The sequence below is a fragment of the Aestuariibaculum lutulentum genome (genome assembly GCF_032926325.1).
GTDB classification, from domain to species: Bacteria; Bacteroidota; Bacteroidia; order Flavobacteriales; family Flavobacteriaceae; genus Aestuariibaculum; species Aestuariibaculum lutulentum.
This window is the reverse complement of the sequence record NZ_CP136709.1, coordinates 1,214,878-1,229,910: the sequence shown is the minus strand read 5'-3', so window position 1 is coordinate 1,229,910 and position 15,033 is coordinate 1,214,878. Positions and strand designations below refer to the sequence as shown.

At 31.1% G+C, this 15,033-nt stretch carries 10 protein-coding genes, 1 tRNA gene and 1 pseudogene; 8 read left to right on the top strand and 4 right to left on the bottom strand.

The window, feature by feature from the left end:
- The first annotated feature begins 37 nt into the window (after positions 1-37).
- A complete protein-coding gene (gene dcm / locus R1X58_RS05195) occupies positions 38-2,968 on the top strand; it encodes a DNA (cytosine-5-)-methyltransferase (RefSeq protein ID WP_240572298.1) in 2,931 nt (976 codons plus the stop codon).
- A gap of 170 nt (positions 2,969-3,138) precedes the next feature.
- A tRNA-Asn gene (locus tag R1X58_RS05190) sits at positions 3,139-3,212 on the top strand.
- Positions 3,213-3,413: 201 nt separating this feature from the next.
- Here the strand turns inward: R1X58_RS05190 and R1X58_RS05185 are convergent.
- Positions 3,414-5,096 (bottom strand): PDDEXK family nuclease, encoded by a 1,683-nt coding sequence (locus R1X58_RS05185; RefSeq protein WP_240572297.1) that lies wholly within the window; start codon positions 5,094-5,096, stop codon positions 3,414-3,416.
- A gap of 75 nt (positions 5,097-5,171) precedes the next feature.
- On the opposite strand from R1X58_RS05185, the gene R1X58_RS05180 reads away from it, so the two are divergent.
- From R1X58_RS05180 to R1X58_RS05165, 4 genes and pseudogenes are all read left to right on the top strand, one after another.
- Entirely contained in the window at positions 5,172-5,741 is a 570-nt protein-coding gene (locus R1X58_RS05180) for an Arm DNA-binding domain-containing protein (RefSeq protein WP_240572296.1), read from the top strand.
- Between the two features lie 60 nt (positions 5,742-5,801).
- The gene (locus R1X58_RS05175; RefSeq protein WP_240572295.1) at positions 5,802-6,368 is read left to right on the top strand and encodes a site-specific integrase; all 567 of its coding nucleotides are present in this window, start codon (positions 5,802-5,804) and stop codon (positions 6,366-6,368) included.
- A gap of 497 nt (positions 6,369-6,865) precedes the next feature.
- On the top strand, positions 6,866-7,351 hold the full coding sequence (locus tag R1X58_RS05170; protein WP_240572293.1) for a hypothetical protein: 486 nt from the start codon (positions 6,866-6,868) through the stop codon (positions 7,349-7,351).
- Between the two features lie 234 nt (positions 7,352-7,585).
- Positions 7,586-7,774, top strand: a pseudogene (locus R1X58_RS05165) (site-specific integrase); the annotation flags it as partial.
- A gap of 135 nt (positions 7,775-7,909) precedes the next feature.
- On the opposite strand, the gene R1X58_RS05160 reads toward R1X58_RS05165, so the two are convergent.
- Positions 7,910-8,107 carry a hypothetical protein gene (locus R1X58_RS05160; protein WP_240572291.1) on the bottom strand — a complete coding sequence of 66 codons (198 nt, stop codon included), beginning with the start codon at positions 8,105-8,107 and terminating at the stop codon, positions 7,910-7,912.
- A gap of 280 nt (positions 8,108-8,387) precedes the next feature.
- Between R1X58_RS05160 and R1X58_RS05155 the strand changes: the two genes are divergently transcribed.
- Together R1X58_RS05155 and R1X58_RS05150 are read left to right on the top strand one after the other, a co-directional pair.
- Entirely contained in the window at positions 8,388-9,206 is an 819-nt protein-coding gene (locus R1X58_RS05155; protein WP_240572290.1) for a hypothetical protein, read from the top strand.
- Positions 9,207-9,476: 270 nt separating this feature from the next.
- Positions 9,477-12,833, top strand: coding sequence for a T9SS type B sorting domain-containing protein (locus R1X58_RS05150; RefSeq protein ID WP_240572289.1), 3,357 nt, complete (start codon positions 9,477-9,479; stop codon positions 12,831-12,833).
- Between the two features lie 258 nt (positions 12,834-13,091).
- Here R1X58_RS05150 and R1X58_RS05145 read toward each other — a convergent pair whose 3' ends face one another.
- The gene (locus R1X58_RS05145; RefSeq protein ID WP_240572288.1) at positions 13,092-14,501 is read right to left on the bottom strand and encodes an SPFH domain-containing protein; all 1,410 of its coding nucleotides are present in this window, start codon (positions 14,499-14,501) and stop codon (positions 13,092-13,094) included.
- A 136-nt stretch (positions 14,502-14,637) separates the two neighbouring features.
- Positions 14,638-14,985 carry an arsenate reductase family protein gene (locus tag R1X58_RS05140; protein WP_240572287.1) on the bottom strand — a complete coding sequence of 116 codons (348 nt, stop codon included), beginning with the start codon at positions 14,983-14,985 and terminating at the stop codon, positions 14,638-14,640.
- Positions 14,986-15,033 lie beyond the last annotated feature (48 nt).

Here is a 15,033-nt window from a genome sequence, read left to right as displayed (position 1 = left end):
ATTAGATTTGTGAACGTTTTGAACGGTTACGGAAAATATGAAGAAAAATCAACTTACTACAAAAGAGGCAGCGGAAGTGTTATCGGTCTCAGAATCAACAGTTAAAAGATATGCAGACTCTGGTTTAATTGAGTATATTAGGATTGGAAACTCTGGACACAGAAGATATTTGAAAGAAAGTATTGATAATTATATTATTGATCAAAAAAACAATGCTTCTGAAATACACGTAGCAACAATAAATAATGGAAAGCCTAAATTGGGTAATTTAAAAGCTCATTCACATCCTAAGCATTATTTGATGCATAAATATTGGGGGAGAAAGGCTCATAATATTGTACGTCAATATATCGAATATTTCACTTCAGAGAATCAAGTGGTATTAGATCCTTTTATGGGGTCAGGTGTTACTGTTATAGAGTCACTTAAAACTAAAAGGAGGGTAATTGGAGTTGATTTAAATCCTATGAGTATTTCGATTGTTAGAAATTCTATCAGTTCAATTGATTTAGAGGAGTTTCAAAATAATTATAATAAAATTTTTAGTAAGGTAGTTAATTTATATGGGAATTTATATGAATCTCCCTGTCCTGTCTGCAATAAAGTTTCAAAAATTAATTGTTCCGTTTGGGAATTTGAAGAATTACTCACTCTAAAAGGAGAATGCGAGATTCACGGTAAGTTTGTTAAAAAAGCTACAGGTTATGATTTGAAAATTTTTCAAAAAAGTGAGAAATTATTAGATGAATTATCTAAAACCAAAAAAAATTTAATTCCAACGGATAAAATTCCTCAATATGTAAAGAGGAATAATAAAGAAACAATTGATGAACTATTTTCTAAGAGAGCATTATTGATATTAGCAGAGATTAAATATGAAATTAATAAGCTTAAAAATAAAGATATTAGAGAATTGTTTGATTTCATTTTTACTTCAATGCTGGCTAACTGTAGTAGTATGCTACCAGGTGATCCAGAAAAGGGAATTTATAAGTCAGGTTGGGTAATAAGTAAATTTTGGGTTCCTAATATTCATGCAGAGAGAAATGTGATAGATTGTTTTGAACTAAGATTTAACGCTATTAAAAAAGGGAAAAAGGAACTTAAAAATATTGGAGGAGAAAATGCTGAAATATTAAATTTAGATAGTAGAAATACTACAATTTCTTCCGAAAGTGTTGATTATATTTTTACAGATCCTCCTTATGGAGAAAGTATAGCTTATTTTTCTTTAAGTCATTTATGGAATACCTGGTTGAAAAATAAACCTAAATTTGAAGATGAAATAATCATTGATAATTTTCGAGAAAAGGATTATGAAGATTATTCGAAAAGAATAGGTGAAGCATTTAAGGAAATGTATAGAGTTTTAAAGCCAGAATCTTATCTGTCCTTTACATTTCATAATAGAGATTTAAATGTATGGAAGGCTATTATCGATGCATGTACTAATGCCGGCTTCAAATTTGAATCAGCAATTTTACAAGAGCAAGCGGTATCTTCAGGAACACAAGGAATAAACAAAAATAATACTTTGACCGGGGATTTTGTTTACACATACAAAAAATCAAATTGTAATAAACCAGTATTATCAAAACCTTGTGAAGATGGTGAGGTTTTTATAGTTAATTCAGTTCAGGATTTTCTGATTCAGAATGGAGCTGTAACCTCTTCTCAACTTTATGAATTTATAATCCCTGAAATCATAAATAATTATGCTGTATTAGATAAAAAAGGGAAAGTTATAAATTTAGAAAAGCTTCTGTTATCCCATTTTGATTATAAAATGATAAACAACTCATACAAATGGGATAGGAAGGAGTTTACAAAAGATAAAAAAGAAAACAAGTTTTCAGTTTTAGATTTGTTTGCTGGTGCAGGGGGGCTTTCAAATGGTTTTGAAAAAGCAGGATTTGATATTGTAGCAGCTGTTGAGTATGATAAAAGAATAGAAAAAACATATCTCTATAACCATCCTAACACTAAATTAATAGTTGACGATATAAGAAATGTTTCTGGTTCAGAAAAAGATAAAAGATCTGAAATCTCTATTGAAAATATATTCAAGCAAAAATCAGCCGAATGCGATGTAATTATTGGAGGACCTCCTTGCCAAGGGTTTTCAATGGCGGGTAATAGAATTAGAAAGGATTTTAAGTTCTTTAATGATAAAAGAAATTATTTGTTCTTAGAATATTACAGGATGGTTAAAGATTTAAATCCTAAATTTTTTGTAATTGAAAATGTACCAGGTATTTTAAATTATAATAACGGAAGTGTTAAAAGAGAGATTATAGAGAAATTTGAAGCCCTTGGGTATAATGTAACTTCAAAGGTTTTAAGTGCAAATGAATTTGGAGTTCCGCAATTAAGGAAAAGAGCATTTTTTATAGGAAATAGACTTGGATTAAATTCAGAAGAACTTTTTCCTGAACCACAAAAAAATCCTAAGAAATTTATTAGCGCATGGGAGGCAATCGGAGATTTGCCTGAATTAGAGCCTGGAGAGGGAAATGAAAAAATATCAACAAAAAATTACAAAGAAAGATTCTCAAACTACCAGATTAATATGAGAAGTTCTAATGGATATATTTTTAATCATGTTAGCTCAAAACCAACACCCAAAACAATTGAAATTTTAAAACTTATAAAAGAAGGACAAGGAATCAAAGATCTTCCTAGGGAATATCATACAAAATCTATTCATAGTGGAGCTTATGGTAGAATAGACAGAACAAAACCTTCTTACACAATAACTACAAGGATTAACACTCCTTCTGTTGGGAGAATTACCCATCCGTTAAAGAATAGAACTATTACTCCAAGGGAGGCTGCTCGAATCCAATCATTTGATGATTCATATAGGTTTTTTGGTAATATTACCTCTCTGGGAATACAGATAGGTAATGCAGTACCTCCTCTTTTAGCAAAAGCAATTGCAGAAAAACTCAAAAAGTATTTAGAATGAGATACTGTTTATATGTGTAATTCAAACTCAAAAAAAGTATGAATCGATTCTTAAAAATATAAAACATTTTGGATGATGATTGATTAAATATATTTTATATTCGCATATTAATCCGGTTAAGGTTTGCATATTATTTGCACAAGCAGCTCTCTGGATAGAGAAAGCAACACTCCTCCTTAGCTCAGTTGGTTAGAGCATTTGACTGTTAATCAAAGGGTCCTTGGTTCGAGCCCAAGAGGGGGAGCAAAATTTAAGCCTTACAGAAATGTGAGGCTTTTTTTGTGAAGTAAAATTTGGGGTTTACAAGATATTGCTAATTCCTCTATGTGTTTAATTTAGGAAACTTAATTTATCCTTCTACTAAAAAAAGACACCCATTTGGATACCTATTAATTTTTAAAAGACACCCATTAATAAAATTATTATTAATCGCTTCGTTTTGTATTCATAATTTCTTTTCAAAAAAATTAGACATCTCAACTAATTGGTTGATATAATTCTCAAAATTATTAATATGCATAATTTTATAACATACATTACCTGAAAAAGGTTCTGCAATATCAAAATGATATTTTTTTTCTAGATACTTTTCATTGTCTATAACATAAACCATTTCTATGTTGTTGGATGAACATTTTTTAAGCTTTCTATTATCTCGTTTTACTATATTTTTTAATTCATCATCGCCACCAAAGAAATCTTTTGGTTCAAAATGTTGGATACCTTGGCATTCAATAGCCATGTTGAAATCAGGTAAATAAAAATCTAAACTCTGTCTCCCTAACCATTCAAATCTTTTTTGCATTTTATATTTAACGTTATGTTTTTTGAGATAATTACAAACTGCTCTTTCTAGCCTACTCATTTTGCAAGCTGGACAACCAGCCCCCATTAAGTGATTATTAGCTTTCTGCCAAAATTTATGCCCACATTTTTTACATTTAATATGCATTTTAGACGCAGCTGTTTTGTAACCATTTAGATATTCATATTCGTTTGGAAATGCCTTATCAAGAAATTCCTTATTACTTAAACGAGTTAAGCTTTTTATTTGTCGCAATGATTCTAATCCACATTTAGGACAACCATGCTGAGTTAAGAGGGTATTAGGAGTTTTATTAAATTCGCCATGTTCTTTACCTGTTTCAGGGTCTTTATTATGGCATATGATTGTCACTTTAGTAGAGGAATCTACGTAATCAACTAATGAATAATCATATAATGGAGCCCCACTTTTATCTTTATAGATTTCGTTTGCTTTTTGTATGAAAAAACTTTTATCCATATAGTTTCCAGTGCATTTAGGACAGTTATTACCATTGAGGTGATTTGCTGGTGTTTGCAAAAAAACTCCGTGTTCTTTACAAATGATGGATACTTTAGAATGAGTTTTTTTATAGACTGTTTTGGAATAATCATATCGGTTACCATGGATTTTCTTAGCTTTTTCAATCCACTCTCTAGTTGTGGGTGAGTAAATATTACTGCATTTAGGACATCCGTTACCTCTTATATGACTATCTGGTACCTGCGAAAATAGTCCATGCTCTGGACAAATAACATTTACTTTTTTACGTGCAGTTTTGTATTCAACTTTTGAATAGTCATATTGGTTGTTATGAATTACTCTTGCTCTTTTTATAAAAAGTTCTTGTGTCATATAATTTCCAGTACATTTGGGGCAATTTCCACCTGCTAGATGATTAGATGGTTGTTGTAAAAACTCTCCATGTTTTTCATTTGTTATTTCATCTATATTGTGACAAATAATACTGACTTTTTCTTTAGCTTTTATATATTCAACTTTTGAATAGTCATATTTGTTTCCATGTTTTTTTCTGGCTTTTTCAATAAATTTTTCAGTATTAGAATATGTTTTTTTAATTGCTATTTTTCGTGCACATTTCAAACATCCTTTACCTCTAGAATGAGAATTTGGAATTTGATAAAAAGGTCCATGTTCCGGGCAAATGATACAGACTTTTTCTGTAGCTCCTAAATATTCAACTTTTGAATAGTCATATTTATCACCATGTACATTTTTTGATTTTTCTATAAATTCAAGTGTATTACTTTTACGCATAACTTCTACATAATATAGGAATAAACACATTGCATTTAACTCCATAATGTTCAATCTTCTAAAGATAAATAACTTTATTTAGTCAATTACCTTCCACCTTAATTTAAAATCTTATTCAAAATGAAAATCAACATACTATTTATAATAAATAAGCAGAAAAAAAATGCTAAAGGAGTTTGTGCACTAATGTGTAGATTGACACATAATAAAGTCAGAAAAACATTTTCTACAGGTCAGTTCGTAAATGCTAATAACTGGGATAGTAAACAACAGGTAGTTAAACCACCTGAACCAGATAGAAAAGAAATAAATCAACAGCTAAGCCTTATTAAAACTAAAATTAATAGGGCTTTTTTATTGCTTCAGGTTAAAGATGAAGCTTTTACTGTAGACGATATTTTTAGCCTGTATAAAGGCGTTAAAACAGCTAAGGAATACAACGTGATTGAATACTTTGAACGTTACTTAAAACGCATAAAAACGCTTGTTGGTGTTGAGATAAAACAAGTAACCTACGAGAAGTTTGAATACGTTAAAAATGATATTAAAGCTTTTGTGAAATGGAAGTTTAAAACCAAGGATTATCCACTAAAGAAACTTGATATGAACTTTTTAAGTGAATTGGACTACTACTATAAGGTAGGGCATAAAACGCAGTTAAAACAGGTTACCATCAATAAAAAGATTTAGCGTTTTAAAAAGATAATTAAAGTTGCTGTAGCTGAACGACATTTACAGGTAGATCCATTTATGCTTTATAAAGCTAAAAAGGTTAAGAAGGAGGTTGTGTTTTTATCACCAGAAGAGTTAATACAGCTTGAGAGTTATGAATTTATACAGCCTAGACTTAAACTAGTAAAGGATTTATTTATATTCAGTTGTTATACTGGGTTACCTTATTTGGAATTAATGAACCTTAAACAAACAAATATTATTAATGGGTTTGACGGTAATAAGTGGATTAAGATGAAACGAGAAAAGACAGATAAGGATTTATCAATTCCATTATTATCAAAAGCTTTAAATATTTTATGTAAGTATACCGATGATGATTTAGTGTTTCCTAGAATAAGTAATCAGCGTTATAATTCCTATTTAAAGGAAATAGCAGCGATTATAGGGGTTGAAAAAAATTTAACTACCCATATGGCTAGACGTACTTTTGCAAGCACTGTATTGCTTTATAACAATGTGCCTATGGAGATTGTCAGTGAGCTACTTGGTCATAGTAATATGAAGATAACGCAGGAAAGCTATGGAAAGGTAGTACAGAAAAAAGTTAGTTTGGAAATTGAGAGGTTAAAACAAAGTGATTAGGTAGTAAAAAGGAGTTTTAAACTGTATTAAGTATCTTGATGTTGTAGAAAAATTAAGTTTTTTGCAACATCAAGTTTCTTATTGCAAATTTCATCGTTTTTTACATGAGGGAAATTTATAATTTTATAAACACTAAATTTCAATTTTAAAAAATTTGTTTAGAGGAATTTCAAGTGTTAAAGCTATTACTGAAATTGTAAATATATTAGGAGTTATCTGTTACCATAAAAAGACACGAGCAATGAAATTTGACCCATTAACAAAAGATATTTATACAGACAAAGACGAATTTGTGAAGAAAATGAATTGCCCCTATAAAATGAGTTGGGACAAATTAGAAGCTACAAATTCTACATTTCGAAAATGTGCAAATTGCGTCCACTTAATAGTTGATACAGAATTTTTAACAGATGACGACCTTCTGAAAATTGTTAGACAAAATCCCGACACTTGTTTGAAAATTGACTTAAAACAACACAATATAAAAATAGTATCAAATGGCATTCTTGAACAGAAATAAAAAAACGCAAGGATTACGTGTTATAAAAACTGCCCGTGACAAGGACACTATAAATAAGGCTGCTAAAAGTGGACTTAATCCATTAGTAAAAAAGGTTGAACCTTCTGATAAAATTCGTTCAAAGTATTCTGTGGTTCAAAACAAGAAAACGGGAGAAATTGAAATTGTTGGAGACTATCGGGTCGACTTTTATTCGGACGATAATAATGATTTTGAAACTGTGGTTGACTGGACATTTTATTATCCTCATAGTTTCAAGTCGCCTTTTGCAGCATACTTAATACCAAAAGATATTGTAATTGGTGAAAGAGTTTTCATTGAAGACTTAATTGAAGATTATATTGGTGCAAGTTGGAACCAAGGTGACACATACCGACTTGAAAGTTGTGAAGCGATTTGGAATGGAACAGACTTGGAAATTCAATATGACCCAAATACAAATCGTTCAGACTTTGTAGGATAGAAGAATGGCAGCAGGTAACAGTACATTTGCAATATCGAGGTGACGTGCTTCTATGACACTGTTGTGGTTAATGGAAGTGTAATGCTCCATATGAATATTTGTCCTGAAAAACCCGCCCATCGCAAATCTGCAAAACGTTACAACATTTTTTTCAATTTTATATAGGTACTGTCTATCCTTACCAACTAATTGAGTTAGTTGAGTTAGAATAAGACTCTTTCCCTTTCTTAAACATTTGGTTCTTATCTATTAGAAATGATTGGAGTTGTTGGAATAGAAAAGAATCTAATCACCCATATAGCTAGACGTACTTTTGCTAGTACTGTATTGCTCTATAATAACGTGCCTATGGAAATAGTAAGTGAACTTTTAGGGCATTCCGATATGAAAATTACTCAGGATAGTTACGGTAAGGTGGTTTAGAGGAAAATTAGTTCTGAAATAGAAAAGTTAAAGGGAAGTGGTTAGCTTCTTTTTATTTACAATTAGTCTTTAATCACAGTGCATCGTGTCAAAATCAATGTGAAGTTCAGTTGTGCCATTTTGATCAACTGTTACTCATTTGTAATTAATCAGAGTGTAAGCATTTCCTCCATCCATTGGACCATCTTTTATTCCGAGTTTTGAAAGTTCTAGAGGAGGGTTGTAGTTGGGGTTTAAACAGCTAAACATTCTTCCGAATCGTCCGTGGTGGGAGGTGTCGTGCTTGCACATGGCGTTAATGCCGTGTAGTGAATTCATTCCGTGATGTGACATAATAAGTATAATTAATGGTTAAACAAAAAGTATACTATTATTAATAGTAGGGAGTATTGGGTTTTTATGAGGGTAAATATATGTAATGTTTTTGTAATCAGTGTATTACATTTATGTTAATTAGTGTTTTTTAAGTTTGCGAAGTATTTCTTCTTAATTAATAAAAACAAAAGATAAAGGAAGGAGTTAACGGCGTTTATGAAATAAGGAAAACCGTATATATTTTATGGTATAGTGTTGTATATTAGTTTTTTAAAAATTTTTATTAAAAATAAAAAGTATGATTAAAAATGTTTTAAAGATACTTTTAATGGTGTTGTTTTTAATAGGTTGTAGTTCTGGTTCTTCAGAGGAAGGCAGTCCAGATCCGGTTGTAGTAGAAGCCAAAACATTGTTAAGAGTAGAAGGTAGCGATCAGTATGATAAGCTTTATTTTTACTTTGAAAATGATAAGCTAATAAAAATTATTAATTATCAAACTTGGAAAGATTTTCATCAGTTAATTTATCAGGAGAACATACTGAAAAGTGTAATTCTTGCTAATCCAGAACATGGTGGTGGTAACTATGAAAGTTACAATGACTTTTCATTTGATTTAGCGAATTGTGTCGATTGTCTAAAGTATGATTATGAATATTCTAATGGTAAAATTAGTTTTATCCGAAAGGATGGTATTGTAGTAGGTGAATATAAGTATGATGGAGAGAATCTAGGTGAGTATAAGTTTTATATAGATGGAGAACTGCATAGAAAACTATTGTTTAGTTATCAAGATGGTAAGTTACATCAATATTCCATAACAGAATATTATGCAGGTGAATCAAGCTCAAGTATTTTTAATGTCGTTCTAGATGATAAAATTAATCCGTTTTTTAAAGTAGGGGTTGAAACAGGGATATATATACCTAACGCACCTTCTATTTTTTCAAAGAAGCGATTAAATGTAAATTTTATTCCAAATAATGTAACAAGTATATCTGATTCAGACGGAAATGAAATTTTTAAAGTAGTATACCAATACGATGCCGATAATTATCCTATTTCTTACGAATTGTTAGCCCAAGATGTTCAGGATTCAGGAGTGTTTATTTATGAATAGTATTTAATTTTTTGTCCTATGAAAAATATGTTTTTAATTTTTATTATCCTACCAATGTTAGGTTTTGCGCAAGTGAATAGGTATTCTACAATTCATACGTCTGAATATAAGCCTATTACTTTTGAAGAAATGCTTAGTGCATACAGAGCTACTCAGAGGGAGTAATATTCTAGTCTGTAAGCAGTTTATCTAAAATGTGTATTTGTAATAAAATACGTCGTATATAATTTTTATCTTGCCCGTTATTATTGTTTTCTGAGTTTTACCTACATGAGATTTTTTTTAAGTTTTATCATCCTACTGTTAGGAGTTAATTTAAGTTTATTTAGTCAAATAAAACTAACCCATAATGTAGGTGATAATCTTGTAAGGTCCTATGTTGGATCTTGTGAAGAAACAGAGCATTTAGCTAGGACATTTACGCTTTTAGATTTTGGTGTTAATCCAGACGAAGAATTTATTATAGATCAAGGAGAAATTGGTCTTTACATGTCGGTTGCTGATAACTCCAATTTAAGTTTTAATATTTATGAGATAGATTTTGATTTTCCCAATAGCTTTGACGAATCTAAATTAATAGGAAGTAGTCAGGTAGAATTAGCTCCACCTGCATGGTCTGGTAATAAGGTGATATTTACGATTAATTTTGAAACACCAGTTATTGTTCCGGCGGGAGTAGAAAGGATATTGGTAGAAGTAAAAAAGGAGGCTTCTCCTGGAGGAATTGGAGTTTCAGCAGTTCAATTGGCAGGAACAGAAGAAGGGAATGATTTTTCATGGTATAAAGGGTGCTTAGGTACTCGGTCTTATATAAAATCAACAGATTTTGGTAGTGGTAGACCTCCTTCTAATTTGTTTATAAATGTTACTGGAGTACCTAGGAAAACAAAAGAAATTCCTTTCAGTGTTGAGAATTTATGTTTTGGAGATACAGCTAAATTTATTCTTGAAGAAACAGTAGATTCAATCCATTGGGATTTTGGAGATCCAATTTCAGGAGCTAATAATACTTCAACAGATTTAGAGTCTACACATGTGTTTTCTGAAGCTGGAACCTATGAGGTTAGTGTTATTGCGTCCTTAGGAGGTAATACTGTAACAGAAGTAACTACGATTACAATATATGAGCAGCCAATAGCAAGTAAACCTAATGATATAGGGTTATGCACGTTGTATGATGATAATTCTTTTGATTTATATGGTCATAATAAATATGTTTTAAATGGTCTAGATTCTAATGTTTTTGGAGTGCATTATTATGAAGGAATAGAAAATTATAATAATGGGATAAAAATTAATGCACCTGAAGCTTATACAAATGCCTTAGGGTTTTTTACACAAGAAATTATTGCTGAAGTTTATAACAAACAGAACCCGGAATGTAATGATATTACGAAGTTTAATATAGGTGTTTATAAAACTCCACAATTGGAATTGCCTAATAATATTTCAAATTTAACACAATGCGATAATTCAGACTCAGGGTCTGATACAGATGGAATTGTTGTTTTTGATCTAACAGAAAAGGAACAATATCTATTGCTTAACGGAATAGATTCAGAAGTGCACTATAATTATTATACAGATGAAGACCTCAAACAGCCAATAGCTTCGCCAAATACCTTTGTTAATAGTCAAAGCTCGCAAACCATTTATGTGGAATGTGTTAGTAATTTAAATAGTGAATGTAAAGCAATAACGTCCTTTATAGTTGAAGTTTTAAAATTACCGTCGGTGACTCCAATTGTTGAACTAAAACAATGTGATGATGATTTAGATGGTCTTTACAGTGCATTTAATTTAAATGAAGTTATAAATGAAATAACTACTAATGCAGACGAAGAGAAAGTTTCATTTTTCGAATCGGAGTTAAAAGCTGAAAATGATCAAGATCCAATAACTAATTTAACAACATATTCTAATAATACACCTAGTCTAGATGTGGTTTGGGCTAGAGTTGAAAATAAAAATGGATGTTTTAGGGTCTCAAAAGTTAATTTAATAGTAACTACAACAAAGATTCCATTGGATTTTAAAAGGGAGTTTTATACTTGTGATGATGATTTTGATGGGATTTCAAATTTTAGTTTTGAAACTGTTCATGATGAAATTGCCAGTCTATTTCCTGCAGGACAGGAATTAATAATTACTTATTACCAAAATGAACCTGATGCATTGGCTGAAGTTAATAAAATAGAGAATATAACAGATTATAGTAATATTGGATATCCTTATACACAAGATATTTATGTTAGGGTAGATAGTAGGCTAAATAACGATTGTTTAGGTTTAGGAGCACATATAACATTGCATGTTGAAGCTAATCCTGTTGCTAATCCAGTTACAATAACAAGAGAATGTGATGATGATTTTGATGGTAAATATCCTTTTGATGTATCTGAAGTAGAGTTAACCGTTTTAGGAAGTCAGTCTTTAAGTGATGTTTCCATTTTCTATTATGACGAAAATGATAATCCTTTACCTAGCCCTCTGCCTAATCCGTTTTTAACCTCTAGTCAAATTATAAAAGTTGTTGTAGAAAATAATAATATAGCTGATGGAAGTTGTTTTGATGAGACGACTTTAGAATTTATTGTAGATAAGAAGCCTGTAGCTAATATGGTATCAGATCTAATATCATGTGACGATGGTATAAATGATTCGGATGGGCTGCATGATTTTGATACATCATTAATAGAAAGTTCTGTTTTAAATGGACAAACAGGCATGGAGGTTCATTATTATAATAGTCTAGGTATAGAATTACCAAGTCCCTTACCAAATCCATTTAGGTCGAATACTCAAACTGTAACAGTTAAAGTAGTAAATCCCTTAAATTCTAATTGTATTGCATCTACAGATATTCAGTTTATAGTTAATCCTTTGCCTGATTTTACAATTGAAAATTCTCAAATAGTTTGTTCATCAGACCCTACGTTTACAATTGTTCTAGATCCTTTAGAGTCAAATGCAAATGAAATTTTTAATTATGAGTGGGTGTATGAAGATGGTACAGTACTCTCTAATGCGCCTACTTTAACGGTGTCAACGCCTGGAACCTATTTTATAACTTTAACCAAGACTGATGGAACTGGGTGTTCTAGAACTAGAGATGTTTTTGTAAATGCTTCTGAATTAGCTAATATTATTCCAGAGGACATAGTTATAGAAGATGTTTCAAATAATAATAAAGTTATAATTAATACTAATAACTTAGGACAGGGAGAATATGAATATGCTTTAGATGATGAATTTTCATCTTTTCAGGATAGCCCTATATTTGAAAATGTTAGTTCAGGTATTCATACGGTTTATGTAAGAGATAAAAAAGGCTGTGGAACAGCTTCAATAGAAGTTTCGGTAATAGGTTTTCTAAGATACTTTACGCCTAATGGAGATGGTATTAATGATACTTGGTATATTCCTGGTGTTAATGATCAGTTTCAAATTCAAAGTGATATTTTTATTTATAACCGTTATGGTAAATTGTTAAAGCAGTTAAATCCAAGCTCTAATGGATGGGATGGTACCTTTAAAGGTGAAATGCTTCCTACAGATGATTATTGGTTCAGTGTTATTTTAGAAGACGGTAGAGTTTTCAAAGGGCATTTTGCTCTAAAACGTTAAAAAGGAATTATTAAACGTACCTAATTTTATTTATTCAAGGGTGTGTTTAAAGGTGAAATGTAAAGATGTAGTCTTGTTAAGTGTCTGATTATTAATATTGTGTGTTATATAGAAAAACCCCAAGAGGGGGAGCAAAATTTAAGCCTTACAGAAATGTGAGGCTTTTTTTGTGGAGTAAATTATATGACTTTATTAGAACTTTCGAAAAACACAAAAGGGAGCTTATAGCTCCCTTTTTTTGAATAGTAATTCAATATGTTATTTTACACTTCCTATTTCACCACTTAAAATTTTAGCGCCTAAAATAGATTCAAGCATACTTGCTTGTTTATTGTCTGTGCTGCCGCTAAAAACTGTGTTTGGTAGTTGAAGGCCATTAGGGCCGGCTAAAGCTTTTGTACGCTGCACACTGGCATCTAATTCCATTTGTAATTGTTTTTCAGGGGTAATACCGGCATTTACTTTTTTAGAAATTTCGTAAGCCTCAGCATCGGCAATAATTCTAATTTTTTCAGCCGATTTTTTTGCTGCGGCTAAAAGGTTAGATTCTTCCTGTTCTTTGTAAGAAGCGGTTTTTGCTGCAGTTTCTGCCGTAATAGTTTTTTCTAATTGTATTTTTTCAAGTTTTACGCGAGTTTCGGCTTTTTCACGTTCACCTTTTGCAATGGCTTTTTGTGTGGCATAATATTCTTTTTCGGCTTCTTGTTTTTCCAGTTGTGTTTGGGCAACCTGTTCTTTTTGGTCTTTAAGTCGGTTGTCAAAACTTGCTTCCCAATCAATACTCGTAACTGCAACTTGTTGTACTGTTAGTCCGTATCGTTTTAAAGAGTTCGAAGCATCTCGAATTGGATCTCCGTTTTTGTCTTTACGAATTCTGTATTTCTTCTCCCGTTTTTCGTTGTTTATTTTTCCTTTTGCAACGGTTCTAGTAGAATCTAAAGAGGTAATTGGGCTGATGTCAATATCTTCATAAACTTCTTCGGTTAAATACATCCCGTTTTCCATTTGATCTTTTAAATAATAATCAAATTGTGATGAAGCTCCTGAAATATAATCTTGCGCATCCATAAGTTTGCAGGTGTTTTTTAAGGCTTGATCGTATACAGGGTAAATTCTTGCGTAAACAAGTTTGCTTTCCGATCGGTTTTTGTCGGCCATTTCTAAAAATAAATCTTCGTTATTGTAATCAATAGATACAATTAATGCAGCTGCAATATCTGCTTTAATAGCATCGGCGAATTCTCTGGTTTGTGCATTTCGGTGGTAGATACCTTCCTCAGCTCCGTTTTTATCGATAATTCGGTTGCCTTGTTTGTCGAATTCTATGATTTTATCCTGTAAAGCGATTTCAAAAGAAATAGGAATAGTTTTTCCCCACAGTTTTAGTTTTACACCTTGAGTGGTAACTGCTGCATCTCCTCCCCACAAATATTGAATGGCAGTTGCTGTTCCGGCAGGATTGTAGAAAAACATTCCGCTTAGACTAACAAAAAATATACCTAGTAAACCTAAGTAGATAGACTTCTTTAGAGTCCATAAATTAATTAACTTTTGAACAAGATTTGGAACTTTGGATTCCGATTCTGTTGAAGCATTAGATGAAAAAATGTTGATTGTAACAGCCAACAGAATAGCTAGTACAATTAAAGTAATACCAGTGATAGTCATGGTTAATAAAATTAAGTTAAGATGATAGTTTGTTTCAAAACCCTAAAAAGTAAGGTTTTATTGATTAGTTGAGGTTTTAAGAATTTTGTTACAAATGTTTTCGAAAATTCCTGTTTTTGGGGTAATGAAATATATTTTACAAAGCTGCTTTTATGGCTTCAACGGTTTTTTTACTATTCCCTATAAAAATGTTTCTATCTATTATAATTACCGGACGACTTAAAAAGGTGTAATGCTCTAAAATGTAGTTTTTGTAATCACGTTCAGTAATATCTTGGTTCTTTAAATCCATTTCTTTGTAAAGTTTTGAACGTTTACCAAAAAGAGCTTCGTAGCTACCGGAAAGTGCATGCATCTCTTCTAATTGTTTAACGGTTATTTCTTCGGTTTTTATATCCTGTAGAATAAAGTCGGAAGGAAGATTTAACTCTTTTAAAATTCGTATACAGGTACTGCATGTTTTTAGGTAATATACTTTTTTCATAATCCTATTTTTGTAAAAATTTATACCAAAATAAAAGTAATTTTGTCA

Excerpts from the sequence above, each read along its gene's own strand:
- dcm (WP_240572298.1), top strand. The coding sequence starts at position 38 with ATGAAGAAAAATCAACTTACTACAAAAGAGGCAGCGGAAGTGTTATCG.
- R1X58_RS05185 (WP_240572297.1), bottom strand. The coding sequence starts at position 5,096 with ATGGAGTTAAATGCAATGTGTTTATTCCTATATTATGTAGAAGTTATG.
- R1X58_RS05180 (WP_240572296.1), top strand. The coding sequence starts at position 5,172 with ATGAAAATCAACATACTATTTATAATAAATAAGCAGAAAAAAAATGCT.
- R1X58_RS05175 (WP_240572295.1), top strand. The coding sequence starts at position 5,802 with ATGCTTTATAAAGCTAAAAAGGTTAAGAAGGAGGTTGTGTTTTTATCA.
- R1X58_RS05170 (WP_240572293.1), top strand. The coding sequence starts at position 6,866 with ATGGCATTCTTGAACAGAAATAAAAAAACGCAAGGATTACGTGTTATA.
- R1X58_RS05160 (WP_240572291.1), bottom strand. The coding sequence starts at position 8,107 with ATGTCACATCACGGAATGAATTCACTACACGGCATTAACGCCATGTGC.
- R1X58_RS05155 (WP_240572290.1), top strand. The coding sequence starts at position 8,388 with ATGATTAAAAATGTTTTAAAGATACTTTTAATGGTGTTGTTTTTAATA.
- R1X58_RS05150 (WP_240572289.1), top strand. The coding sequence starts at position 9,477 with ATGAGATTTTTTTTAAGTTTTATCATCCTACTGTTAGGAGTTAATTTA.
- R1X58_RS05145 (WP_240572288.1), bottom strand. The coding sequence starts at position 14,501 with ATGACTATCACTGGTATTACTTTAATTGTACTAGCTATTCTGTTGGCT.
- R1X58_RS05140 (WP_240572287.1), bottom strand. The coding sequence starts at position 14,985 with ATGAAAAAAGTATATTACCTAAAAACATGCAGTACCTGTATACGAATT.